General features: G+C 39.6%; 18 protein-coding genes. 2 read left to right on the top strand and 16 right to left on the bottom strand.

The features are described 5' to 3' along the window. Nucleotides 1-80: 80 nt before the first annotated feature. The 15 genes from AACV33_RS05245 to AACV33_RS05175 all read right to left on the bottom strand — a co-directional run bounded on the left by AACV33_RS05245 (nucleotide 81) and on the right by AACV33_RS05175 (nucleotide 19,478). Nucleotides 81-1,580: a GumC family protein gene (locus AACV33_RS05245; protein ID WP_017023547.1), complete on the bottom strand. Its 1,500-nt coding sequence runs from the start codon at nucleotides 1,578-1,580 to the stop codon at nucleotides 81-83. Beyond that, nucleotides 1,577-2,734 (bottom strand): glycosyltransferase family protein, encoded by a 1,158-nt coding sequence (locus AACV33_RS05240; RefSeq protein WP_182699128.1) that lies wholly within the window; start codon nucleotides 2,732-2,734, stop codon nucleotides 1,577-1,579. Before AACV33_RS05240 ends, AACV33_RS05245 begins: the two co-directional genes overlap by 4 nt. Further along, on the bottom strand, nucleotides 2,724-3,479 hold the full coding sequence (locus AACV33_RS05235) for an acyltransferase (RefSeq protein ID WP_182699127.1): 756 nt from the start codon (nucleotides 3,477-3,479) through the stop codon (nucleotides 2,724-2,726). The genes AACV33_RS05240 and AACV33_RS05235 overlap by 11 nt, the downstream gene beginning before the upstream one ends. Nucleotides 3,480-3,625: 146 nt before the next feature. Then, on the bottom strand, nucleotides 3,626-5,020 hold the full coding sequence (locus tag AACV33_RS05230; RefSeq protein WP_182699126.1) for an O-antigen ligase family protein: 1,395 nt from the start codon (nucleotides 5,018-5,020) through the stop codon (nucleotides 3,626-3,628). Next, the gene (locus AACV33_RS05225; RefSeq protein WP_182699125.1) at nucleotides 5,017-6,459 is read right to left on the bottom strand and encodes a lipopolysaccharide biosynthesis protein; all 1,443 of its coding nucleotides are present in this window, start codon (nucleotides 6,457-6,459) and stop codon (nucleotides 5,017-5,019) included. The genes AACV33_RS05230 and AACV33_RS05225 overlap by 4 nt, the downstream gene beginning before the upstream one ends. After that, nucleotides 6,456-7,619 carry a glycosyltransferase family 4 protein gene (locus tag AACV33_RS05220; RefSeq protein ID WP_182699124.1) on the bottom strand — a complete coding sequence of 388 codons (1,164 nt, stop codon included), beginning with the start codon at nucleotides 7,617-7,619 and terminating at the stop codon, nucleotides 6,456-6,458. The genes AACV33_RS05225 and AACV33_RS05220 overlap by 4 nt, the downstream gene beginning before the upstream one ends. Continuing rightward, nucleotides 7,612-8,892: a glycosyltransferase family 4 protein gene (locus AACV33_RS05215; RefSeq protein WP_182699123.1), complete on the bottom strand. Its 1,281-nt coding sequence runs from the start codon at nucleotides 8,890-8,892 to the stop codon at nucleotides 7,612-7,614. The genes AACV33_RS05220 and AACV33_RS05215 overlap by 8 nt, the downstream gene beginning before the upstream one ends. 159 nt (nucleotides 8,893-9,051) lie before the next feature. Next, complete coding sequence (locus AACV33_RS05210; RefSeq protein ID WP_023602624.1) at nucleotides 9,052-10,110, bottom strand: glycosyltransferase family 4 protein; 1,059 nt, start codon at nucleotides 10,108-10,110, stop codon at nucleotides 9,052-9,054. Beyond that, the gene (locus AACV33_RS05205; RefSeq protein WP_026025626.1) at nucleotides 10,091-11,587 is read right to left on the bottom strand and encodes a sigma-54-dependent transcriptional regulator; all 1,497 of its coding nucleotides are present in this window, start codon (nucleotides 11,585-11,587) and stop codon (nucleotides 10,091-10,093) included. Before AACV33_RS05205 ends, AACV33_RS05210 begins: the two co-directional genes overlap by 20 nt. A gap of 48 nt (nucleotides 11,588-11,635) precedes the next feature. Continuing rightward, entirely contained in the window at nucleotides 11,636-13,903 is a 2,268-nt protein-coding gene (locus AACV33_RS05200; protein WP_182699122.1) for a HAMP domain-containing hybrid sensor histidine kinase/response regulator, read from the bottom strand. Nucleotides 13,904-13,941: 38 nt separating this feature from the next. Continuing rightward, on the bottom strand, nucleotides 13,942-15,462 hold the full coding sequence (locus AACV33_RS05195) for a SpoIIE family protein phosphatase (RefSeq protein WP_182699121.1): 1,521 nt from the start codon (nucleotides 15,460-15,462) through the stop codon (nucleotides 13,942-13,944). A gap of 2 nt (nucleotides 15,463-15,464) precedes the next feature. Beyond that, nucleotides 15,465-16,172, bottom strand: a complete 708-nt coding sequence (locus AACV33_RS05190; RefSeq protein ID WP_017023558.1) for a CpsD/CapB family tyrosine-protein kinase — start codon at nucleotides 16,170-16,172, stop codon at nucleotides 15,465-15,467. After that, nucleotides 16,172-18,283: an SLBB domain-containing protein gene (locus AACV33_RS05185; protein WP_182699120.1), complete on the bottom strand. Its 2,112-nt coding sequence runs from the start codon at nucleotides 18,281-18,283 to the stop codon at nucleotides 16,172-16,174. Before AACV33_RS05185 ends, AACV33_RS05190 begins: the two co-directional genes overlap by 1 nt. Before the next feature lie 14 nt (nucleotides 18,284-18,297). Then, nucleotides 18,298-19,125, bottom strand: coding sequence for an OmpA family protein (locus AACV33_RS05180; protein ID WP_017023560.1), 828 nt, complete (start codon nucleotides 19,123-19,125; stop codon nucleotides 18,298-18,300). A 35-nt stretch (nucleotides 19,126-19,160) separates the two neighbouring features. Further along, the gene (locus AACV33_RS05175; RefSeq protein WP_012551672.1) at nucleotides 19,161-19,478 is read right to left on the bottom strand and encodes an STAS domain-containing protein; all 318 of its coding nucleotides are present in this window, start codon (nucleotides 19,476-19,478) and stop codon (nucleotides 19,161-19,163) included. Between the two features lie 406 nt (nucleotides 19,479-19,884). Between AACV33_RS05175 and AACV33_RS05170 the strand changes: the two genes are divergently transcribed. Then, a complete protein-coding gene (locus AACV33_RS05170; RefSeq protein WP_182699119.1) occupies nucleotides 19,885-21,996 on the top strand; it encodes an LruC domain-containing protein in 2,112 nt (703 codons plus the stop codon). A 14-nt stretch (nucleotides 21,997-22,010) separates the two neighbouring features. After that, nucleotides 22,011-22,502 carry a hypothetical protein gene (locus AACV33_RS05165; protein ID WP_182699118.1) on the top strand — a complete coding sequence of 164 codons (492 nt, stop codon included), beginning with the start codon at nucleotides 22,011-22,013 and terminating at the stop codon, nucleotides 22,500-22,502. Nucleotides 22,503-22,605: 103 nt separating this feature from the next. On the opposite strand, the gene AACV33_RS05160 is transcribed toward AACV33_RS05165, so the two are convergent. After that, on the bottom strand, nucleotides 22,606-24,336 hold the full coding sequence (locus AACV33_RS05160) for a response regulator (protein WP_182699117.1): 1,731 nt from the start codon (nucleotides 24,334-24,336) through the stop codon (nucleotides 22,606-22,608). Nucleotide 24,337 lies beyond the last annotated feature (1 nt).

Genomic DNA, 24,337 nt, shown 5'->3' with positions numbered 1-24,337 from the left:
GTTATTAAATTCTTATTATTCAAGTGGTTATAATTTCATGTTTTGTTTTTCTCAAAATGAGAATGAATTTGAAAATACGATTAACTAGAAAATGGAGATGAAGAACAATAAGGATCTGATGTCGTTTTTTTATCTGATAAGGGAGAAAATAGCGTACTTGATTGAGGCGGAATACGGCTGAGTAAAGGCGCTGAATGTAACGCCATTAATTCATCTTTTCTTCGTATCGTGGTGTCACACAGTTCCGCAATAACGGCCAAACCAATGCCTATTCCCACCCCGCCAAAGATACCAGCAATGACAAACAGAACCGTGGGCAAATTAGAAGGGCTATTAGGAGTGTAAGGTCTATCAATAATTTTCACTCGTTTGTCTTGTTCAAAGATACCCAGTGAACTGGTTAATTTTGCCATCTCAAATCGTTCGACTAAATCGGTATACAATTGACGTTTTAAGGCCAAATCACGTTGTAGTTGGTACAGTTCTTGTTCATTCCGGCCAAAATTAGAGGCTTGTTTTTCAAGATCTTTTATCATGCTATCTAACACGTTGGTCTCTTCGGTTAATGCATCGACTTTACTGGTGGCTTGTTGCAGTTCTTCTAGTTGCGATAACAAAATCGGAGGCGCTTTAGATAAATCATCAACACTGTTGCTGCTCGCGATGTCCCATAGCTGTTCGCTACTTAACCCTGGTTGGCTTTGAGAAAGTAAACGAGTTCGCTCTTCTTCTAATCGATTAAGGTTTCTTAATTTACCTTGTACTTTACTGTGTTGAGAGGTGTATTTCGCTTGAAGCAGGGTTAGCTCCCCACGAATACGGATGATTTGTTCTTCTAATTTACCAATGACAGGGTTGGTTTTTGATAGTTGTAAATCAATCGAGCCTAAGCGTTTCTTTGCTCCTGCTAATTCGGCTTGGCGCTCGTAAAGGCGTTGTTTTAGTTTGGTTAATCTATCTAGACTCGTGATTTGCATTTCCGGTAAAGTGGTGTCCTCACGGCTTTTAAATTCAGCGAGTTTTGATTCTGAAATATCCAATTCTTGACGGCGAAAATCGATATTTTCAGATAAAAATTGGCTTGAATCTTTCATTGATGAACGTTCTGGCGCAAGTAATTGTTCGGTAAAATGACGACTGACGGCTTCAAGTGTCTCTTTCATGCCTTCTTGTTTATTTGAACTGTAGTCTATGCGAATCAAATCCTTACCTGCCATGGTGACCGATAAGCTATTAGATAATTGAGCCACGGCATTATCCATGGCTTGAGGTGACATCGACTCATGTACATAACCTCTTTCTTGTGCCACTAACCCTAAAATATGTCGACTATGAAGTAAGGTTTGTAAGGCGCTTAACCGTTCTTTTAACATGGTCGAAACCGCTAAGTCTTCTAGAAATGGGTTCATTTTGGCCGTTTCTTGAATCAACATACTGGTATGAGATTCATAATATTTAGGGGCTAATTTCGCAATGGTTAACCCCATTAGTGGAACTAACATAATAGGGATAACAATAAGGTAGCGTCGGCGCCATGCTCCCTCAAGAAGAATTAAAAATTGCTGACTTAATGTGATCATAATGCCTCCAACCATGCATCTAGTTGCATCGCTCTTGCTTGCCATGTGTGATTTTTTATTAATGCAGCTTGCTGCTCTTTTCTACGTCGAGCATCAAGAGAGGTGATGTTGTTATTCTCTTCTTTCCATTGCTGCTTGATGGTATGCAGTTGCTGAGAGAATTCATTGATTGAATTTACAGTGTGAATTGTCGATTTATAAGGGGTTAGCGCAGGAAAAGGGGTGCTGATAATCGGCGTTCCTGTCGCTAAATACTCAAGTAATTTTAAAGGATTACAGGCTCTAATTTGTTCATTATCGACAAAAGGTAATAGGCTTACTTGCCAGTGTTGGCTATAACGAGATAATTGATGATGAGGCTTTGTTCCTAATAAACTTAGATTGTTATGGTCATCAAAAGGATTAAATCCTAATTCATTTTGACCAATGAAAACAAAATGCCAATCTGTATTTTTCGCAATCACTTGGTTAAGTAGATCATAATCTAACCAGTGCGATAAACTGCCATAAAAACCAGCGATTGGTTTGCCATCATTAAATAGATCATTTGCTCGTGGTGTTGTTTGATGGAATAAAGTGTAATCGACACCATGAGGCAGATATTGTGTTTTTTCTTGTGGGAATTTGGCAAATAAAGTCTCGCTCGCGACTAAAATGAGATCGGCTTTTTTTACCAATTTATTTTCGTGTTTAAGAACAACCTCATGATCAACACCGGCAAGGGCTGAGAAATCATCACCACAATAGTAAACCACTTGTGTTTCATTCAATGACCCGCAGAGATCGGCAACGGTAGGTAATGAAGTCCACAATATAGGTTGATGTAAATTCGCTTTTTTAAGGATTGGTTTTAATTGTTTGGTTATTAAGCGTTTTGCTATCCAACGAGCAATAGGTCCTTTTGGTGCAGGGATCGTTCTTAGATTCACCGTTTTAAAAGGAGCGATATCAGTATCACCACTGATTTCTACTGTTGCTTGAGTGATCTTTTTCCAGACACGTTTTATATCATGAATAGAGCACTTAGGCTGACGTAAGCCAATCGAATTGACCCAAATTATTTGTCGATTATAAGACAGCTGTTTGATTAAATGTTGGGTACTAGAAGGTAAATCACCCCAATCTTCGCCGAAAACAATCAGATCATGCTTCATAACGAATGTCCTCTTTGATTGTTTTTGAGCTTGTAATGTCTAACGGCTTGATGACTTTCGCTGGGTTTCCACCGGCTAATACAAAGGGCGGTAAGCTTTTGGTTACGACACTGCCTGAGGCGACAATGGTGCCTTCACCGACAGTGACATTGCCAATGATACTAACGCGAGATCCCAGCCATACGTCTTTCTCTAAAATAATATCGCCCACTTGGCTGTCTAAATCTGCTTTCCCTAAGGCGCGTTCTATTGGGTCGATAGGGTGGCCTGGGTAACCACACAGAAAGCCTTGTCCTGCGATACGAACATTATCGGCAATCACTATTTTATTGCCGACAGCAATTGTGGTTTGCCAGCATATATCGACATTGTTCCCTACCGTTAGAGTGGGGTTTGGTGAGTCAGTGCGGCCGCTAAACGTGGTTTGTCCTGAAATCCGACAATCATCGCCAATGGTCATCGTAAGAGGGCCACTAAAAAAAGGAAGACCGCCATACAATAAGGTTCTTTTCCCATGTTTATGTAAACGTCCTTTAAACGCCGGCACATAAAAAATGAGGTGAGTTAATGCCTGCCATTGAGTTGTGATGGTTTTGTGCACGCCATAAAAAAGAACATTAATCAGACGAGGGGTAGGCAGTTCGAAGTAACGAATGGATGTAGCCACTTTAAATAAGCGAGATGCAAGTGGGCTTTCACCTTCTTTTAACCATTGTTTTAATCGATAAACAGATAATGTGCTCATAGTGACATTCCTTTTTTAGTAACTCATACAATGAGTACTTCACGGATTGTGCCAATTATTTTATCTTTGTTTATCAATGGGATATTTTTATTTTTTTGTAAGAGGTATCAAATTCTCATTTTGAGAATCGATTTGACGGTGAGATATTATGACGTTGGTTTATTTAATTTTGCTAAGGCGATCTCACTGGTTTTACTTACGGCGACCACTAACGCTGCCAAAATGTAAATCGGCCAGTTAAAGCCTTGAGTTAAGAAGGTACCAGAGACAATCGTACCGATTAAGCCTGCAAATACCGCTTGTGCACTGGTATAAATTGCAGGGTCGATCTTATCTTGCACCAATTTTACGGCTTGTAAGGTTCGGTTTGCTTTTCTGATTAAGACAATGACCAAGCTAATGAATACCGCTAAACCAAGAAAACCGGTTTCAGCCAATACACCAAACCATGTACTGTGTACTGCATGATTTAATCCGTCCCAATGAGGGCTGTAATAAAAGTAATTGGCGTAGAAGTTATCTAATCCAACACCGGTTAATGGATTACTGACCGCCATTTTGAACGCGGCTTCCCATGCGTATAAACGTCCCATGGCGGAGGCATCTATACCTGCTTCAGCCGCTCCACCTGATGACCGTTCTGAAATACCAGCAATAAAAAATAAGATACTGCCTGCGGCAATGGCAATAGAAAGCAACAGTATCTTCGATTTTATACGTTGTAATCCATAAATCCCGAATACAGCGATCATTCCTAATAATCCGCCTCGACTTTGCGTAGCCATTACAGCCCAAAAGAGAATAGGAATAGCGATAAACCCAATGAGTCGTTGATGCCAAGGTAATTGATGCGTCACTAATAAACCAACGGCAAATGAGGTTGGAAACATAAGTACTAAGGCAAGATCGTTTGGATCTCCAAGCATTGAGCCTAATTCTCGACCAATAGTGACTCGAGTTCCTTCTATAAGCCCAATACCGCCCAATTTATTTTGAATCGCAATTAATCCAACGAGAACCCCCGCAATGGTGATGGCTTTTAAGGTAAAAGCCAGTTGTTGTGGACTACGAATGAGTATCGCTATCGCAAAGGTCATGAGTATTATTTTCCAATAGATATTTTTGAAATACTCAATAGCGATAGGACGGTTTCCAGAAAAAATGATACCAATGATAACCAAAATAAGAAAACAGGTTAGTAATGTAAATTCTTTACACCAAAACAGTTTTATTTGCTTTGTAATGCCCACCTGCCAAATTAAGGCAGCTAAAGAGCTGAGAGAGAGTAATAATGGGATTTTTAGATTATAAATCTGAGGGAACACTTCATGAATGCGGAAAAAAGAGAAAATAACAAAAAACAGTACCATTAAAAATGGACGATTAAGAACATAAAGCACAGCAAGTGGCAGTATGCCTAATACGATAATTAAGGCTGGATGAGGAAACAAACGCCACAATATACCTGCTAAAATTGAGCAGGTAATTGCTGTAAACCATTGCAATGGTTTTGATTGAAGTGGCGTGTTGTTATTTATCATAAAACCTCTTTATCTTCTTTGCTGTCAGGCAAGATAATTAATTTTAGTATAGAAGCGATAAATACGCAGATTACGGTACATGCAATGCCGAGTAACAGATGCATCATGCTTGATAATCCAGACAAACTAAGTAGTACAGAACCTCCCGTAAATATAAATAATAAGGTCATTTTTTTCAGTGAATAAGGTAATAAATGACTGTGTTGAGAAAGAAAATAGGTAGCGACCATTCTGATACTCTGTGCGACGATTAATGAACCTAGAACGCCTGTCATGCCATAATTAGGGGTAAACATAATGATTAAGAACATCCCCAAAGCAGTCGATAAGCTATTAATCCATAATAATTTTTTTGTTTCTTTCTTTGCTAGTGCGCCAATGTTGATGAGTTCATTCATTTCTTTAATTGCCGCAACGATGATCAAGGCAATCACGATGGATTTTGCTTGGAGGTAGCTGACTGGCATTAATGCTTCGATAAGTAACGGTGCTAAATAGCTGACGATGATGGTTAAAGTGCATAACAATACCAAACTGGTTTGTGTCATTTTTGCTGTAATGTCTTCTCCTTTAGCTTGTAAATAATCAAAGCGTTTTGGCATCCACCACATGCAGAAAGGCTGCATTAACAAGGTCAATGCGAGTGAGAATTTTAGAGCCACCGCATAAAGAGCAACGTCATTTAATGAGGTGTTATCAACTAGTACCCAGCGTTCAAATCCGTTTAAACCAAAGGCTATGAGTCCACTGGCGGTTAGGGGTAAAGCGTAATGTAAACACTGTGAAATCCTTTCTGGATTATAGATGTGAGAGGTATTGTTAACCTTCTTATTTTCTTTTACTTGAAGATAAATTAACGCGATAATTTGAAGACTCGCAGCGATAAAACCAACCAATAAAATGGCGGTAACGCCATAACCTTGTTGTAGCACGGCGACGGTTAATACCACTTGTAAAAAAGCGCGCCCTGTTGTGATGATAAAAAATAAACCCGCTTTGTCTCGCATTCTTAGGGAGGCAAGAACGACGGCAACTACCCCTTCAAACGCCAATACCATCAATAATAATTCAAGCTCAATAGTTGTGGCGTATTCTGGCTTAATTTCACTGATAAAAGGGCTGATTAACCAAATGATGGGCAAAGAAATACAAGCAACAATCATGGTTAAGGTGAAGATCTCGGCGGTTATTTTTCGTTTTTGATGTGGGTCTTGTTCTGCGCCTGCAAATCGATATAACGCTTCGTGAAGTGATAAGCCTAATATGACACTTAATATCATCGCGAACGTTGACAATAGCTCTAAACGGCCTAATTCTGATTGTGGAATATGATTAGCGACATAAGGGAGCATGAATAAGGAAACCCCTTTCATCAAAATAATGCTGCTGCCATACAGTGTCATGTTTTTTAGTGCGGGTGATAAAGGAAATAGGTTCATTGTTTCACCTCATTTAACTTGATCATGGAGTGTGATTTTTTTTCCATTGCTTGTGTAATGGCTAAGTAACAATGTTCTGCACGGTAGCCTTGAGCAAGATGAGCGCCCGATGTACCTAATTTCTTTAAGAGGCTCGGTTGGGCGCTGGCTTGAGCGATTCGTTGCTGCAGGGTTTTAATATCATTAGGTTGGTATTTTAGGCAGTTCTCGTTATGCGTTAAAACGAGATCCCAAAATGCGCCATCTGAAGGAATGATGACGCACATCCCTGCTATTAACGCTTCTAAAATAGAAAGACCGAAAGGTTCTTGATGACTTGTTGAGACAAAAATATTACTGCTTTTTCGTAATGCGTTTAGATTTGATGGTTGGTGATACCAACGAATACCTTTTATCTCTTGTGGTACAGATGTGGTCGGTAATACATTGTTTTCTGGTGTTAAATAGCAAATGCTTGTTGGTGTTCTTTGATCCTTTGGCGTTGAATTCATGGCTTCAAGTAATAAATCGAGTCCTTTCCATTTTAACGTTGAAGCCGCCCAAAATACGTGCGGTGATTGATATTGACATTGTGACGGTAGATTTTTTTTACCAATTCCATTTACGAAAGAATCAAAGTGATGAGTGGCAAGTAAGTCTTCTTGTTTTTGTTGCTGAATGTGCTCTGATTCTTTTCGCCATACTTGTTTGATGGCCGCAACTAATGAAGGAAAAGCGCTTTTTAAATAGAAGACATGTTCGGCATGGCAAAGGCACAATCCAATGGATCGTGACAACCCAACGGGTCCATGAATAAGTTGAGTAATTTGGTAACCAAATAGCCATTTCATCAAGTAGATTGGCATATCAATCCCCGGCCCTGAAGCACCTACTGCAATGTGTATTTTTCCATAAAAAATTCGAGTGTAAATTAGCCAAAAACAAAAATAGAATTGTCTTAGCCAATACCCTTTTCCCTGTTCTGACAAAGGAAGCCAGTTTGGGTGGGACATTTTCACTATTTCGACATTTCTTAATAGCCAAGAACACGGGTTCGCGGTAAGAATAGTGATGTGATTGCTTTTTCTATCGAGTAAGTCCAACATTTCGCGAGTGGCGACTTTTGAGCCTCCGGCATAAGCAATCGGGTCGAGAACCAAAATATGATTGGATTTATTCATGATGAGTCTCCTTACTTAGGGTTTCATTTACACCAAAGCGAGAGACAATATGATGATGAAAAAACAGTGTGGACATATAGCGTAGACGACTGAAAATAGGCGTAATTGCGGCCCGTAATGGTCGAGAGTAAGTCTCTTTATTTGAGGTGCTTAGTTGTTGTTCGTAGTGTTTTTCAAATTGTTTTGCGTATTCAGACAAAGTGAAGTTTCGATATACAATTTCTTTTCCTTTGACTCCCATCTCTTTTGCTAAACGTGGATTTTGAATAAAAACCATGATCGCTTTTGCAAATGATTCACTGTCGTTTGGTTGAGTGAGAAATCCCGTATCATAATGAGAAATGACTTCTGGGATCCCCCCAACCATCGGTGCAATGACGGGTAATTTTGCTAAAGAAGCTTCGATAAGGGCAAGACCAAAGGCTTCGTCTCTTGCCCCGCTAATATAAGCATCCATGCCACTTTTTAAAAGACCAACAACGTTGTCTCGTTCGCCTAAAAAATGAATATTATTATGGAGTTGAAGGTGGTTTGCTTGTTGCTCTAATTGTGCTCGTTCTTCTCCTTCGCCGATAACAATCAAATGAATGTTAAGCATGACAGCATCCAATTTATGCAAGCTATCAATAATTAGATCAACGCCTTTTCTATGAATTAATGATCCCGATGTTGCCAAAACAAAGGCGCTACTGTCTATCCCTAGTTGTTGACGTAATGGGGTTGTGCGTTGAGCATTTAATTTTGTCGTATCAATACCATTAGGGATAACGGTTAGGTTTTTTCGGTTGTATCCATCATGAAGCAATTCTTCACCTATCGCGTTACTTACCGTAATAAGGCTAGGGCTAAAATGAATGCCCAAGGTTAAGCGGTCACGAAGCGGGTATTGGGTGTGTAAGTGAGTAATTAAAGGGGTGTGAGTGTGGCGTGCCACTGGGTTCATCCACTGACATGGTGCGGCACTGTTACAGTGAATTAAGTCAACCTGATGAGCATCCACAATCTCTTTGCCTTGTTGGTATAGCTGATACCAATTAGATAATGAGAATTTAGGTGCTTTCCACCCTAATAATAAAGTGAAGGGGGTAACATAAACGGCGCTGACTTGCTTGTTTACTTCATCGGCAAGGCGCTGTTGGTTACACCAAAGGATGCACTCAAATTTTTGATGATTGATGCTTTTGATGAGATTAATCAAGCAGATTTCACTGCCTCTGATCCAATCGTCGCCATAATGCACAAACAATAATGTTGTTTTTGATTTGGTTGACATCTCATCACCTTCCTTCTTATCGAAAATTCTTGATATAAGGAATAGAGCAAAGGGAGTGCCAACTCGAATGTGTTTTTATCTCATTGATTTTTATTGTTATATTTTATTTTGTTTGTGTTTTTCTCAAATTGAGAATCGCGATATTCAATTTGAGAAGCATTACGTATGGGCGTAAATCGCAAATACTTGAGGGATAATGGCTTGCGTAGAAAAGTCGGTTTGAATGGTTTGCTGTGCGGATGCTTGAATGGTCGCCTTATTTGAGTCATCTAAGTCAAACCAATATTGGAGTTGTGCGGATAGGTCATCGGGTTCCACGATCCATCCATTGTTATCTTGAGTAATCAATTTACTCATGTTGCCTACAGGGGTAGAAATGATAGGAATACCTCGTCCCATGGCTTCTAATGCCGCCATGGGTAATCCTTCATAACGTGAGCAAATAACGAGTAATCCAATGTCTTTCCAAATGGGCTCCATTGTGGATTGGTGTCCATGAAGTATGAGATTGATAGGGGCTTGTTGAGCGATGCCGTTTTCCATTGGTCCTGAACCGTAAATGTGAAAATCGTGTTTAGGGTGTTGTTGTGCTAATTGAAGGAATCGGTCGGGGGCTTTTTCATGGCTTAATCGTCCGACAAAGGCAATTTCTTTTCCGTTAGAAAGGGATAATTGATCCGTAGATATAAAGTTATTTAATACGGTTATTGGGGTGTGTACGCGTTGTTTTATCTGTTCACTTACCGCAAAATTATGATGACTTAATGCCGCACTCCATCGATCAATTCGGTCATACCAACGTAGTTTTCCTGAACCAATTTCTCCTGCGTGGAAAGTATTAATAAAACGTACGTTATGAGAGGATAGCAGCAAAGATAGGCGTAATAACCGTGAATAGATGGCCGCTTTATATCCATGAGAGTGTATGACGGTGGGAGGATGTTGTTGAGTGTAATGCAATAACGACATGAATTTCCCATCAAGAAAATGATAAGAGATATTGGCGTTAGTCAGCGCCGTTAGTAAAGGATGTTCCGTTTTATAGCGGGATAAAAAAACGACAGTAACGACGCAGTTAACGGTGGCTAACCCTTGTGCAAGTTGCAACACATGGGATTCAATGCCACCAAAATCACGGCTATCAAGCAAAAGCCATACCTCATAAGGCGAGGTATGGGAGTGATGAGGGGCTGCCGTATTACTGTTCTGTCTCTTCATCGGCTTCCCACGCTTGTTTTTTACGATATAGGGTCGATGGGCTTAGTTCAAGAAGAACCGCGGCGTTGAGAACGTTACCGTCACAATGATCAATGGCATTTTGAATCACTTCTCGTTCAATGTCGGCCATTGGACGGATAGCACTGTGATCCCACGTGACTGAATTGGTTTGTATTGATGAATTATCTGGTTCCGACGTTTCGGTATGAAGAGGCTCTACTGACATCGGTGCTATTGGAGCCACGTTATTGATTTCTTTTGCTACGATATGACGTTGAATAGTCGCCTGTTTTACTTTTGGTTGAGTGGCTTGATTCAATGGTGGTGGTAATTGGTCAAGAACAACATGGGTACTGTTATGTAAGACCACAACATTACGAATAATATTTTGTAATTGACGGACATTGCCTGGCCATGCGTAATTACATAAGCGCAGTTCAACGTCTCGCTTCATTGCGATGAATTTCTTTTTGTCTTCTTTGGCGTATTTTTTTAAGAAGAAAACCGCGATATCAATAATGTCCGTTCCGCGATCACGAAGTGGGGGCATTTCGATAGGAACCACATGAACACGATAATATAAATCTTCTCTGAATCGACCTTCGTTGACTTCGGTTAGAGGGTCTCGGTTGGTCGCACAAATAATACGTAAATCTGTGCTCAGTTCTTTACTGCCACCTAATGGCGTGAATCGACCCGTTTGTAGAAAACGCAGCAATTTTTTCTGCATTTCTAATTCCATTTCACACAACTCATCTAAAAATAGCGTGCCGCCATTGGCCATCATGGCCGCGCCCTTTCGATCGGTTGTTGCACCAGTAAATGCGCCTTTTACGTGACCAAATATTTCACTTTCCATTAAGTCTCTAGGGATTGCACCACAGTTAATGGCAACAAAAGGTTTGTTATTACGTTTACTTTGATAATGAATGGCTTCGGCACACACTTCTTTACCTGTCCCACTTTCACCATAAATGAATACACTGGCGGTGGTAGGGGCAACGGCATCAATAATTTTGTATACCGCTTGCATTGGTAAGCTTGAGCCAATAAACCCTTGGTATTTTTTACGATTAAAGGTGTTTTGTAGGTCTTCAACCAGCCCTTCTAACTTATTGCGCTTTAGGTGGTTACTGATTGATGTTTTTAGGCGATTGGCTTGAATGGGCTTTTCAATGAAATCATCGGCCCCACTTTGAAGTAAATTGACGGCAATATTGATGGTACCGTGAGCGGTAGCAACAATGACGGCGGTTGGGAGTTTTTTTTCTTTCATCCAAGCCAATACGTCCTGACCAGACATGTCAGGCAGTTTTAAATCAAGAATCACCAAGTGTGGTGGATTCTTTTCCATGAAAGCTTTGGCTTGCTCTCCAGTGGTTACGTGGAAGAACTCGTACGGCTCATCTTTTACATATTGTTTGTAAAGGATGGCAAGAGAGGTGGAGTCTTCGACTAATAATACTTTTTGTAGCATAAGCAACATCCTGTTTTACCTAGCAATTTTTATTTTTATGATTTTATTTTAATTAGTGAAGCCTTGTGCATTTCGTTCTTCTAATGCAATGAATGATTGCATTGCAATATCTGATAATTGGGCTGCTTTCTTAATGGCTTCATCAAACTGTTGTTGTATACAATGTAGTTCAATTTCACGTGAAATCGTAGATAAGGCAACGTTTCCGAGAGTTAGCGCACTACTTCCTAATGTATGAGCTTCAAATTCGAGAGCGTAAAGGTCTTTTGTTGTGATTGTTTTTACGATGGTATTTACGCGTTCTTTTGACTCAATAATATAAAATTGAATTAATTCAGGCATTACACTAGCATCCGTATCACGGATAATTTGCTGAATGATGGTCTCATCTAAAAGCAGTGGGTCGCTTTTGTTTATTTCTCTCTGATTATTATCCACAGTACTTCCTTTTATTGTGTTTTCTTGATCATAAGATACTGACAAATAAGTGGCAAGGCATTCTAGCAAAGCCGTTCGATTAAATGGTTTTGGAAGGTAGTCGGTCATACCTGCGTCTATGAATCGTTCTTTGTCTCCTGAAAGTGCGTGAGCGGTTAAAGCAATAATCGGCATTTTTTCGTGACGTTTCGAGAGGGTTCTTATTTTTTTTGTCGCCGTCATACCATCCATTTCTGGCATAGAAATATCCATAAAGACAAGATCATAATCTGAGTCTGTCACCATGGAGATCGCTTCTTTCCCATTATTGGCAATATCGATGGCATAGCCGGCATAACTTAAGGTGTTTTTTATAACGACTTGGTTGGCAAGATTATCTTCAACAACCAACAATCGTGCATTGGAATAAATACATTGAGAGGCGGTGGAGGTTTTATTTTTATGAGATTTTAGTGATTCGATGTCCTCTTCGGATGTGTTATCAAGCATGATATGGAACGTAAATTCACTGCCTTCTCCATATTGGCTTTTTACGGTAATCGTGCCATCCATCATATTGATTAATCGTTTGGTGATGGCTAGCCCCAATCCTGATCCTTCATGAGAACGGGAGAAGCTGTTATCTGCCATTGTGAACTCTTCAAAGAGTAAATCTAACTGCTCTGCTTTTATGCCGATCCCTGAGTCTTTAACAAGACCCGTTAGAACAAAGCGGTCTTCCATTGGCTGAATATCTAAAGAGAGTAATATAAATCCATCGTCTGTGAATTTTAAACTGTTACCAATAAGGTTTAATAAGATCTGTTTAAATCGATTGACGTCGCCGCAAACATATTCAGGGACATTATCAGAAATAGATAAGGTTAATTGCAGTTGTTTTTTGTCTGCTTGGGATTGGAAACCATGTAAAGCGTGATGCAAGCAGTCATGAAGGTTGAAGGGTTTATTATCGAGATAAAAAGTGTTTGCCTCCATGCGAGAGAAATCTAAAATATCATTAATGATAGAAAGTAATAACTCGCTTGAGTCGGTTGCGGTTTCAACGAGATCACGTTGATTTGGGTTCAGTCGGGTTTCTTTTAGTATGGCTAATAAACCGAGGACGGCGTTCATAGGCGTTCGAATTTCATGACTCATCGATGCTAAGAATCGTCCTTTACTTTCATTCGCTGACTCGGCTTCACTGCGGGCTTCTCTTAGATCGTGATAGTTTTGTTCAAGATTGCATGACATTGAGTTAAATGCTTTTGCTACGTCATTTAAATCGCCCGTTGAGGTGAGTTCCAATTGCTCTCCTGGGCCTTTTCTTGCCACCGTATCAACGGCTTTTTTTAGTTTGTTTAGGTTTTTCGTTAATAGGTTACCGAGTAGGTAGGAAAGCCCAATAACAATGAAAAATTCGATAAAAGCGATGGCAAATATCCATGATTTAGCTCGGGAGAAAAATGAGTTTATTCCATGGGTGCCAAATCCTATTTCAACTCGTCCAATGGGTTTGGTGTCACTGCTAATGATGGATTCTATGTCGTAGCTACCATCTGAGGCATTATCTAAAATTGGGCTGTTGGGGTTTGGTATTTCATGCAATTTTGGACCGCCTTGAATAATAAGAGTACCATCTTGACGATAAATTTTAACGTAGCATATTTTCCCAAGAGCAATGAGATCGTGCATTAAGCTGGTGGTTTCGGTGTCATTACCGTTTTTTAGCGACTCTTTTATGGCATTTGAAAACATAGTTAATGTTGCATTTGAGCGGGTCACCAATTGTTGCTCATTAGAGTCAGATAAGAATTTTACTGAACTAAGGACAAGAACAAGTAGCATGACGCTCTGAATAATCGAAATACCAATAATGGTTTTTAGTCGAAATGTCATGATGAACTCCTTGCTCGTTTATGGTGTGAATGTGTGTGTTATTGTTTTTCGAGTATCAGTAATAAAGCATCGTCATTTGGTGGTGTTCCGGCTAATGAATCAAAGGTTTGCATTATCTGTTCCATTGCTGATTCGATAGGTAAATCAAAGGTATTAATTAACTGTTGTTTCACTGCTTTTTCAAGGGTTTCTCGTTCTGATAAAGAATCTCCGGATTCAAATAATCCATCAGTAAAAAAAGCAATACGTTCTTTTTGTTGTAAGGTGATTTTAGTTTCTTGATACGTTGTGTTTGGTAATAACCCCGGCAATGTACCTTCAACATTGATGATACTAAGGCCGCGATTTGTGATGTGTATTGGCGGTGGGTGTCCAGCGCTGCTGATTGCTAACGTGTTTGAATTAAGAAGACTCACACAACAACTTGTCAGCATCGTTTGTGACAAAATTTGGTCTTTGAACGCATTGTTTGAGAGGGTAGATAAAAGTTGTGCTGGGTCCTTTAGATCTGAGTTTTGCATTAACCCTCGAATATAACCGGCATAAGCATAAGCAAAGAATTTCGCACTTTCATCGTGCCCCATGACATCCGCCAATAAGATCTGAGTGATGTCGTCATCATCCATTGAGAGCACGAAATCACCGCCACCATGTCCGGTATTCCGTTGCTGGATAGCGAGTTTCCAATGCGGAGAATGAATCTCTATTTGTGGTAATAATGTGTGCGTGATTTTTTGGTTAACTTGTTTGGATAGCGATTGATAAACTTGATTGAAACGAGCTAAAACACGTTGAATAGTATAAAGAAGTTGATCTTTTTTAATGGGTTTTTCTAGGTAATCATCGATGCCCAAATCAACGGCACTATTCACCGTTGTGGTGTCTTGTAAGTGGGATAAGAAGATAAACGGAATCGAAATGTCTTTGTCTTGCTCTAAATGCTGACGTAATTCTAATCCACCCATTTCTGGCATTTGAATATCGGAAACAATGAGATCGACGGTATTATTTTTTAAAAAATCTAAGGCCTCTTTGCCATTGTTTGTCAGAGTAATATCAAACTGTTGATTTAAGTAAGCACTGTATAATTTACACTGAATGACGTCGTCTTCTACGATTAAAATATGAGGGCGTTTTTGATTATTTTCACGGAGCCATGTCATGGAAAAAAGGTTATGAGTATCAAAAGAATGGTAAGTGGTGGTATGGGTTTGGCTTTGAATGATATCAATCCCACGACCACCGCATTTTAATGAAAAATCGCCTATATCGGTATTGCTAGGTTGTGCCGTTGGATCCCACGCTTCACCATCATCGATGATATCAAGTTGCCAATGATGTTTGGTTTTTCTTAATGCGATAGTGATGCTTTTACTTGGATTATTTGGGTGGAGAACAAGGTTGGTGCTCCACTCTGAGAAGCATAATAAGCAAGGATTCTTAACCGTTTTTTGCACATCAAGGCGATCGAGAATTTTCGAGAGTGACAGGCGTAATACTCTTATGGCTTCAAGAGAAGTCGGTTGGGTATTTTCAAAGAGTAAAATAGAATCTGTCATAGTTACACCACTGTTGATAAGAATCGGTTATTTTTAATAATTGAAATTAGTTTAGTAGATAAACAATGAGGTAAAAAACGTAAGCGTTCGATTTCACGACATAATTCATTTTTAAAGCTGGGTTGATATTTGTCGTTGAAAATATGGCCGATAATATTGGCTTTGTTACTCTCTAATGTCTCTATAGCGGCTTTAAATTCGGTTTGTAATGTTTGTCCAGAAAGGATAACCATGAGGGTTCCATCACACGATCCTGCGATCGTTTGAGCAGGAATACTGTCAGCATTGAGTTGAGATAATGCGGACGAATCAATGATGACTTTATCAAACTCGGTAAGCCATTGGGCTATGTGTTTTTTAAGATTCTTCGGTTGACGCATTTCCATTATATTTGCTTTATCTGTTGGCGTTGGAAGCCCTGAAAGCACGACATTATCTTGCTGGGTAAGCGCAAGGTAATGAGAAGCATGAGGGCTTTCATCCTTCTGTTCTGGTAAAAAAGACAAGGCTGTTAAGCTCGGGTTTTGCAAATTAAGATCAACCAACAATGTACGATAACCCGCCAGTAAGTGTCGCTCTGTTAACGCTTGGGCTAATGAAGTCACCCCTTCTCCAGGGTTGGTTGAGGTAATACACAGTGAGTGACATTCTTGTTGTTCTAATTGCAAAAAGACTTGTTCAATCTCCATGCTGCATGGGGGTATTTTCATTACAAGGCTCCTATTAGGGCAACCGTAGCGACGATTTGGAAAACATCTTTAATCCCAACACGCACTTGTTCCATTAGGCTTTCGTCTTTATTCGGGATATAAATTGTGTCTCCGGCTCTTAGGACGGGAATACTTCTAAAATTGGCCGTTCGGCTAAATTCAACAAGGTCAAAGGTTCTTGCTTGGCCTTTATCTAATGAATGATTCACGACACTGATTTTTTCAAGATAAGCGACATCGCTCGGGCCACCCGCTTCGGCCAGTAAATCTAATAAGGTCATTGAGTCATTAAAGCGGTAACGACCGGGTTTATTAATCGCCCCTAGTACTCGAATCGTACTTTCTTTACTTTCATCTACCCACGCTCTATTTTTCTCTGGAATGTAGATGGTGTCGCCCGTTTTTACGATAGGAAGCAGGGATTCATCACCGGTTTCAAAATACAATGCTAAGTTTAGTTTACTCACTTTTGCGTACGTTTTATCACGATGGGTGACTCGAATATTATGAATATCGGCATCCATTGTTGGGCCATCTGCGGCGGATAGAATATCTAAAAAATGCATCTCATTAGTGAAGCGATAACGACCGGCTGCATTTACTTGACCGAATACGTATATAGAGCTGTCTGAACTTTGACGAACCCATTGTGATTTGTTGTCTGATGGATCTTGTGGTAAATCATGAACTCGAATAGTCGCTCCCGCTCGAATGGTTGGTAATGAAGAATCAGGTTTTCCTTTTGAGATAAATGAATCTAAATTAAACGTATACACTTGGTTGTTACCATCACTGTCGGGCGTTACGATTTCAATTCGAGTGGTGTCACCTCGTAAAGTAGGGCCACCCACGTGTGCCAATAAATCCAAAAATGACATTTCATCGGACCATTCGATACGTCCTGGGTGTTGTACTTCACCTAATACTCGTACTGCGCGACTTGGTGCTATTTTCAACCATGATTTTTCATTCATGTCTGTTTTTTCAGGAACAAAAATCGCATCTCCGGCTGAAATCGGTGGGGGTCTTTGGTAGTTAGTGCCTTCGGTATAACCTGATAAATCAAAATTGATCACAACGCCATTTGATTTGATAACACGAATTTGGCGAGATTCTGCAAATCGAGTTGGGCCTCCGGCATTTGCTAGGATATCCATAAACGTTGCGCCTTTTTTTCCCTCAAACGCTCCCGGTTTTGCTACCTCACCCATGACATAGACCATGTTTGAGCCTGATTTAATTTCTTCTTCTTGTTTAGGAACAAAGATCGTTGAACCTACTTCAAGTGGTGGCAATAAGCTGTCATCTCCAGTATCTAAATAGCGTTTTAGATTGAACAGAGCGGGTTTGTTTTTTGAAATAACTCGAATTTGTTCTACACCTGCATAACGGGTGACGCCACCAGCACGCATTAATACATCGACAAGGTTTGTGCCTGCTTTGTAAGAGAAAGTCCCCGGTGCATTTACTTCGCCAAATACTTTGATCGCTTTTTTACCATCTGCTGCATCACCCGCTTGAGACAATTTAGATGGGTCAAATTCTTGTTCGATATTGCCCACCATTGGAGAGGCTGGGATAAACAGGGTATCTAATGATTGAAGAGAAGGAAGTAACGCTTGATCCCCTGAGTCCAAAAATGCTTTGTAATTAAAGGTTGTTACTTTGTTTGAACGACGAAGTTGTAAGCGGTTAAGTTGGGCACCAGAGCGTAGCCCCCCAGCGGCATACAAGGCCAATTGAACGGAATCACCATCTGATAATGTGTATTCCCCCGGTTGTTTTACATAACCTTGAATATTAATGATTAACTGACGTTTACTGATGAATACTTGTAGGTTACGCAAGTCTTGCAATATGGTTTTTAAACGTAGAGTCACACTTGATACCATTTGAGCTTCGGTTTTCCCTGCGACAAATAGAGGGCCGATTTCAGGTAAAATAACGCGTCCTTGTTTATCTACTTGGAACGCTTTATTTAGCGATTCTTCACCAGGTAGCATGATGGTAATTACATCTCCGACGCGAACGGCATCATCGATAGTTTTTGAATGCACCATTGAGACAGTAGAGAACAAAATGGTGATAAGTAGAATATGAAGAATACGCATGATCTTGTCCTCTTTTATTGTCCAAGTTCTAAGGGTTGGTCGAGTTCTAATAACTCAATGGTGACTCGGCGGTTGGTTAGTCTGACGTGTGGCTCTGTTCCTTCAAAATAAGGATCATTGGATCCAACAGCATCGACATGTATGCGATTGAGTGAAAGACCAAAAATACTTAAATAGCGTTTTACTTGTTTCGCTCGCTTGAGTGCGAGTTCTTGGTTGCCATCTTCTTCGCCAATGGCGTCAGCGTGACCGGTAATGAGTAATTTGAAATCCTCGTGTTTTTTTAATAACTGTGAAGCTTCAGATAAATTAACCACGTATTTTGGGTTTAGTTCAGCAGAGTTAAAAGCAAATTGGTTGTCTTTGTTTAAAAGATCATAAATTTTTTGTGCTAACTCGATGTCTGAATTACCCGAATTTGAATCAGAAGGTGGCTGACAGGTTTCTTGTCTTTTTACATAATCTAATTGGCGTTCGAGTCGAGCTAATAGATTTCGTTGAATGATAAGGTCATTGGCTGCATCCAGTTGTAATCCGCCTTCAAGCTCACGTGCAATACGCGCTTCGTTCTGTTTTGCTTGATGAACGGTTGCCGGAAAACACCATTCCGCTTTTTCTAAGATAAGAATATCGAGATGACGAGCAGCAAGCTCCCAATCAAAACGTAATCCATGTTCTGGGCCTAATGGTTGGTCTGGCATCACTGGAGAGAATGCAGCTTGAGGATAATTTTCTGCTTCACCACCTTCACCCGGTTCTGCGAATGAGGTACATCCTGAAACAGCAAGAAATCCAAAGCTTAGAATGAGCAATTGTTGTCTGTTCATGATACGGCTCTCCATGTGATTGACTGTCCATTATTCAAACTAAATGGCAGTTAGTGTGTTGGGCTATTTACTGGAATTGCATTTTCAATGCGTAATAATTTAAGTAACTCTAAGGGTTGGCCATGCGCATTTTGAATTTGCATTGTGCGTTCTTTTTCGACCAATCGTTTGTATAAATACACAATGGCACCGATACCAGAAGAGTCTAAAAACGCCACTTGAGCGAGGTCGATATGTACTTGTCTGTGCTCTTGCTCAATGACTTCATCGATGGTTGGTTGAATATCTCGACAACCGACGGCATCCATATCCCCTTGAACTGATAGCACTAAGGTATTGGTGTTAGATTCAAATTGATGTAGTTCCATAATAAGCTCCTAAGAATAAATCTATGTTGTGTTGATAGGTTGAATAGAGCAGTAAGCGTGCCAATAAATATAATTTATATATTTCAACTGTTTATAGTTAATTATCAATTTGACAATCGGTTTATTAACGTCTGTTCTCAATTTGCAATGCAGTTTGCATCGTTATAAAAAGAGAAAGAATAAGACGAAGAATTGAGTAAGCATGAAGGAGGGAATATTTCATTTTTGAATGTGATGACTTGATGTAAATAATGAATAAAAATGGTTTTTATTTGGATGCAAAATGATTTTTATTATAGTAATGATTAAATTGTTATTAATTTTCACCTTAATATACAACAAGTTAAATTTGGCACGGCTTTTGTATGATCAGTAATTAGAACATCATAACTAGAAGGGACAAGCTATGTATCTATTTATCCGGTTACTTTTTTTAACGACAGTATTATTGAGCCCAAAAGTCTTTGCGGTTGCTTTTGATTCATGCCCAAGTAAGGCGTATTTATTCCAAGGCAAACCTGTTTCAGTTTATGGTATTAATTTAGTTACTGGGACAAACAGTTTATTACAAGATGATACTGGATTGCCTTCAAATATAAATGGGGTCGGTTTTAATGAAACTGACCGATATATATACGGGTATGACACAACCAATTATACAATTGTTCGTTTAGGACAAAATTTCCAAGCAACAACCTTGAATGTTAGTGGACTTCCTTCTGATAAAACCTTTTATGTAGGGGATGTTTATCAACATCATTATTACGTTTATAGAAGTGGCACTGGTTTCTATAAAATTGATCTGTCTCCTTTAGATAGTAATGTTAATGCCACACTCACTGCAGATTTAATTACGTCGACAGCGTCTGTGAGCTTAACGGATTTTGCTTTCCATCCAAGCAATGATCACTTATATGGTGTAGATAATGGCAGCGGTGGTTTGTATGAGTTTGACATTTCTACTGGAGCGGCAACGTATATTGGTGATACAGGAGAAACCGGTACGTTTGGTGCGATGTATTTTGATGTAGATGGTTATCTGTATCTTTCACGCAACCAAGATGGTCAAGTGTATCGTGTTAATTTATCTTCTCAAGCGATCATTGATTTGGGTACGGTTCCTGCGGTTAAATTCGCTGATGGTCCTTTTTCTAGTCAAAATGATGGAGCACGATGCGCTAATGCCCCATTAATTGATACTGATGAGCCTGCAACGATTGATTTTGGTGATGCGCCAGACAGCTATGGTTCGACGTTAAACTCTAATGGTGCACGTCATGCTTTAGATAATGAAACATGGTTAGGTAGTAGCGTAGATGGTGATTACTACGCCGCTCAATCACCGGATTCGGACGATACGATTACCAGTGATGATGAAGATGGCGTTGGGTTTGTGACTGCATTAGAACCTGGGCTTGATTCTGTTATTACCGTAAATGCATCAACTTCAGGGGTGCTATCTGCATGGTTTGATTGGAATGGTGATGGAGATTTTGCGGATGAAGGTGAGCAGGCTATTACGGATGAAGTGCTAGCATCTGGTAACCATAATCTTATTATTTCTGTACCATTTGATGCAACGGTCGGAGCGACGTGGACAAGATTCCGTTTCAGTCAACAAACGGGGCTGGCTTACTATGGCGGTTCAACGTCGGGTGAAGTAGAAGATCATGTGATTACGATTGTTGATGGCAATACCACACAACGTCATTTCCCATCAGCAAGTGGCTACGTTACGTTAGCTTATGAAGATAATTGGCCTGAAACTGCTGATTACGATATGAATGATTTAGTTTTAAGATATCGAATCACAGAGGTTTTAAAAGACGGTGAGGTAGCGAAAGTTATTGTTAGCGGCAAGTTAGCTGCGGTTGGTGCAAGTTATCATAGTGGCTTTGCTGTTAGGTTGTCAGGTATCGATGCAACGAATATTGATTCTGCAAAAACGCGTTTATATTACAACTCTGCACTTCAGAATGGTCCCTCGCAAGAGTCGGGTATGAATGAAGCCAGTTTCATATTAATTAACGATGCGATTGATGTCTCTAGTTATGATTGTTCTTACTTTAGAACGAGTAACGAATGTAGAGAGGATATGGGGCTTGAATTTGAGCTGCAATTTAGTTTAATCACCCCTGTTGCTACGGCGAGTATGCCAGCGATGCCATATGACCCATTTTTGTTTGCAACTCCTGGGTACTATCACGGACCAAGCTTTACACAAGCACCAGGACGAGATTACGAAGTACATCTAGCTGATCAGGCACCAACTGAGTTATTTAATACTGAGTTTTTCCAATTGGCTCAAGATACAAGTGATGCAAGCACTGATCGATACTTTAAAACAAGCAACAATATGCCATGGGCATTGCTTATTTACGATGAATGGCAATGGCCAAGAGAGCGAGTGGATTTAACAACGTCATACCCCGACTTTGCTGACTATACAACGTCTGGTGGAGCAACGAATACCGACTGGTATGAAAGCAGCAATGCAACAGCCAATAAATGTTATTAAGAGAGGGCGTTATTATGAAAAAGGTAATTATTATAACTATGGCGTCACTGTTCTTAATGGCTTGTAGTGACAGCGGTGGGGGGTCAAGCTCTGGTGGAGCAAGTGTTGGAGGATCAACGCCTGATGCTGGAGGGACGGGCAGCGGTGCCTCTCCTTCACCTATCGATCAACCCGTCACGGTAAAAACACAAGATTTGGTGGCACCGGAGGGATTCTCATTTAACCCTGTAGAAAGTCAACGACTCGTTGTTAATTTAAGCGGTTCGTTACCTGCAAGAGCGCATCTTTCGGTTTACTCTTCGTTTACTGAAAATGCGGAAGGTGGATTTTCAGTTGACCATGGCAGTAAGGTCATTGATGTCCCTGTTGTTAATGGGGTGGCTGATATTGAGTTTTCGATTGCAGACAACATGGCGACCAGTATTGCTGAAATTTGGTTATACGATGGAAGCTCGCCACTGCAAAGAGAGTTTACCATTGATGGTTCTGAGTGGGAGTGGAATTAATAAATGATAGCCTTAGCAGAATTTGTCCCTTTTTGTTAAGGCTATTTTGTTAGAATTAAGATGCTTAATAAAAACAAGGCCACGTTGTATAACGTGGCCTTTTTTATACAGGGAGAGAAAGTTGATATCGTTTATCTAAAACCGAATGAGATTGACTAGGGTAAATAACATGAGCAAGATTGTTGCTGTCAAATTCTGAAATAAAGTTTGGGTTTGCATGAAGAAAGCTAAGTACACTGTCTCTTCGCTGCATTAAATCATGAGAGAGAGGCATGTCTTTAACAAGATTAATGGCAGTACCAAGAAGACTTGGATTATCTAAACTTAATGCTACATAAGACTCAAGCAAGCCAATACAAAGCTCTGAAGAGTAAGGGTAGTTATTACGTTCGATTTCATAACTTGTAAGGGCTTCTTTGGGATCCGTTTCTTTTAGGGTGTTCGCGTTATTAATCGTAGTAGACAGCCTTGATATAGATTGTTTAAGTTGTGGATCTTGCTTTAATAGCACTAATAGTTCAGAACAATAAACATTAAAATATTTCTTAGTTTTTAAGACATATTCAACTTTCTCTATTAGCCAAATATCCCCAAAGAAAAGTAATAAATACAATAATTCAATTAAGACAACGGTGTTTAGTTCATGAAGATTATCATAAAAAGGTGCGGTGACTTTTAGGGTATTGAGCTTTGCTGTGGCGATGTCGCCATCTTGGATGTATTTCTTACAGAGAGAATAGTTGTATAAAATATTGAGTTGTACTTTTTGCCTGTCAGTTAGACGGTATTCAATCCGTCTTGCAATGTTTTTTTGTTCGAGAATGAGTTGATTTTTATCTGTTTCAGAAATTGAATTCTGAATATAACTATTAAAATAATTAAAGCATTCCGCCGCATAACTGCACCAATTACTGTCGGCAATAGGCAAGTGGTTCGCGAGTGAATGACTGGCTTTAAGAAATACGGGTTTGTTGTTGCAAATAAGCGCTAAATTTAAGGTTTGAAGCGCACGATGAGGAATGCTTGGGGTGAGGCTTAATACTTGTAATGAGGCGTTTAACGCTTCTTCATAATTTTTATGTTTGCATTGTATGTCAGATAAAAAATCGAGTGCTTGAGTGAATAAAGGCTGTTTTTTAGACAGTGCAGTCGCTCTTTCTAAAATCTCGTTCTTAGAGGTCGTATTTCTTTCATCCTCAAGTTTTAGTTGAGCTAATATGTAGTTTTTTCTATTTTTAAACTGAGGCTGTTCACAGAGTGATGAGAGTTTTTCTTTATCATGAGTCATTAAAAAATTGATTAAAAATAAGTCCAACTCATGAATGTTTTTTTCTGAAATTAACTGGATCGAGAGAGTAAGTAACTCATCATAACGATGCTCATCAAGTAACGAATATAACCTTTTAAATATATTATATTCTTGATAAGCATTGCTTATTTTATTATGTAAATTTGATTTGCTGATTGGCTTACATAAGTAATCCCCATTACCTTTTGATAGGGTACTCAAGACCGTTTGTGTGGAGTGATCTCCTGATATGGTAATCACTCGAGTTGATGGAGAAATAAATCCTTTCTCGCGTAGTAAGTCATAAAGCTCAGATCCATTGAGTCTTTGATCTAAGTGATAATCGATAAACAGCAATGAATAATTACGTTTAGCACATTTCTTTATGGCTTCCTGATATGAACTTGCTTTTTCAACTCGAGTAAAACCCAGCTGAAAGAGCAGTTTTTTTAAAAACATAGAGGCAACTTGACAGTTATCGACTATCAATATCGAGAGTTTATCTTTTCCTTGTATATATTGTTGTTTTGAGGTGATTCTGTCCATG

This window comes from Aliivibrio sp. SR45-2, from assembly GCF_963890165.1.
In the GTDB taxonomy this organism is placed as follows: Bacteria; Pseudomonadota; Gammaproteobacteria; order Enterobacterales; family Vibrionaceae; genus Aliivibrio; species Aliivibrio salmonicida.
Note: the sequence above shows the minus strand (reverse complement) of the source record. Positions and strands in the feature narration are given on the sequence as shown.

What these genes read in the sequence shown, in the direction of transcription:
- AACV33_RS05245 (WP_017023547.1), bottom strand. Translation starts at nt 1,580, where the DNA reads ATGATCACATTAAGTCAGCAATTTTTAATTCTTCTTGAGGGAGCATGG.
- AACV33_RS05240 (WP_182699128.1), bottom strand. Translation starts at nt 2,734, where the DNA reads ATGAAGCATGATCTGATTGTTTTCGGCGAAGATTGGGGTGATTTACCT.
- AACV33_RS05235 (WP_182699127.1), bottom strand. Translation starts at nt 3,479, where the DNA reads ATGAGCACATTATCTGTTTATCGATTAAAACAATGGTTAAAAGAAGGT.
- AACV33_RS05230 (WP_182699126.1), bottom strand. Translation starts at nt 5,020, where the DNA reads ATGATAAATAACAACACGCCACTTCAATCAAAACCATTGCAATGGTTT.
- AACV33_RS05225 (WP_182699125.1), bottom strand. Translation starts at nt 6,459, where the DNA reads ATGAACCTATTTCCTTTATCACCCGCACTAAAAAACATGACACTGTAT.
- AACV33_RS05220 (WP_182699124.1), bottom strand. Translation starts at nt 7,619, where the DNA reads ATGAATAAATCCAATCATATTTTGGTTCTCGACCCGATTGCTTATGCC.
- AACV33_RS05215 (WP_182699123.1), bottom strand. Translation starts at nt 8,892, where the DNA reads ATGTCAACCAAATCAAAAACAACATTATTGTTTGTGCATTATGGCGAC.
- AACV33_RS05210 (WP_023602624.1), bottom strand. Translation starts at nt 10,110, where the DNA reads ATGAAGAGACAGAACAGTAATACGGCAGCCCCTCATCACTCCCATACC.
- AACV33_RS05205 (WP_026025626.1), bottom strand. Translation starts at nt 11,587, where the DNA reads ATGCTACAAAAAGTATTATTAGTCGAAGACTCCACCTCTCTTGCCATC.
- AACV33_RS05200 (WP_182699122.1), bottom strand. Translation starts at nt 13,903, where the DNA reads ATGACATTTCGACTAAAAACCATTATTGGTATTTCGATTATTCAGAGC.
- AACV33_RS05195 (WP_182699121.1), bottom strand. Translation starts at nt 15,462, where the DNA reads ATGACAGATTCTATTTTACTCTTTGAAAATACCCAACCGACTTCTCTT.
- AACV33_RS05190 (WP_017023558.1), bottom strand. Translation starts at nt 16,172, where the DNA reads ATGAAAATACCCCCATGCAGCATGGAGATTGAACAAGTCTTTTTGCAA.
- AACV33_RS05185 (WP_182699120.1), bottom strand. Translation starts at nt 18,283, where the DNA reads ATGCGTATTCTTCATATTCTACTTATCACCATTTTGTTCTCTACTGTC.
- AACV33_RS05180 (WP_017023560.1), bottom strand. Translation starts at nt 19,125, where the DNA reads ATGGAGAGCCGTATCATGAACAGACAACAATTGCTCATTCTAAGCTTT.
- AACV33_RS05175 (WP_012551672.1), bottom strand. Translation starts at nt 19,478, where the DNA reads ATGGAACTACATCAATTTGAATCTAACACCAATACCTTAGTGCTATCA.
- AACV33_RS05170 (WP_182699119.1), top strand. Translation starts at nt 19,885, where the DNA reads ATGTATCTATTTATCCGGTTACTTTTTTTAACGACAGTATTATTGAGC.
- AACV33_RS05165 (WP_182699118.1), top strand. Translation starts at nt 22,011, where the DNA reads ATGAAAAAGGTAATTATTATAACTATGGCGTCACTGTTCTTAATGGCT.
- AACV33_RS05160 (WP_182699117.1), bottom strand. Translation starts at nt 24,336, where the DNA reads ATGGACAGAATCACCTCAAAACAACAATATATACAAGGAAAAGATAAA.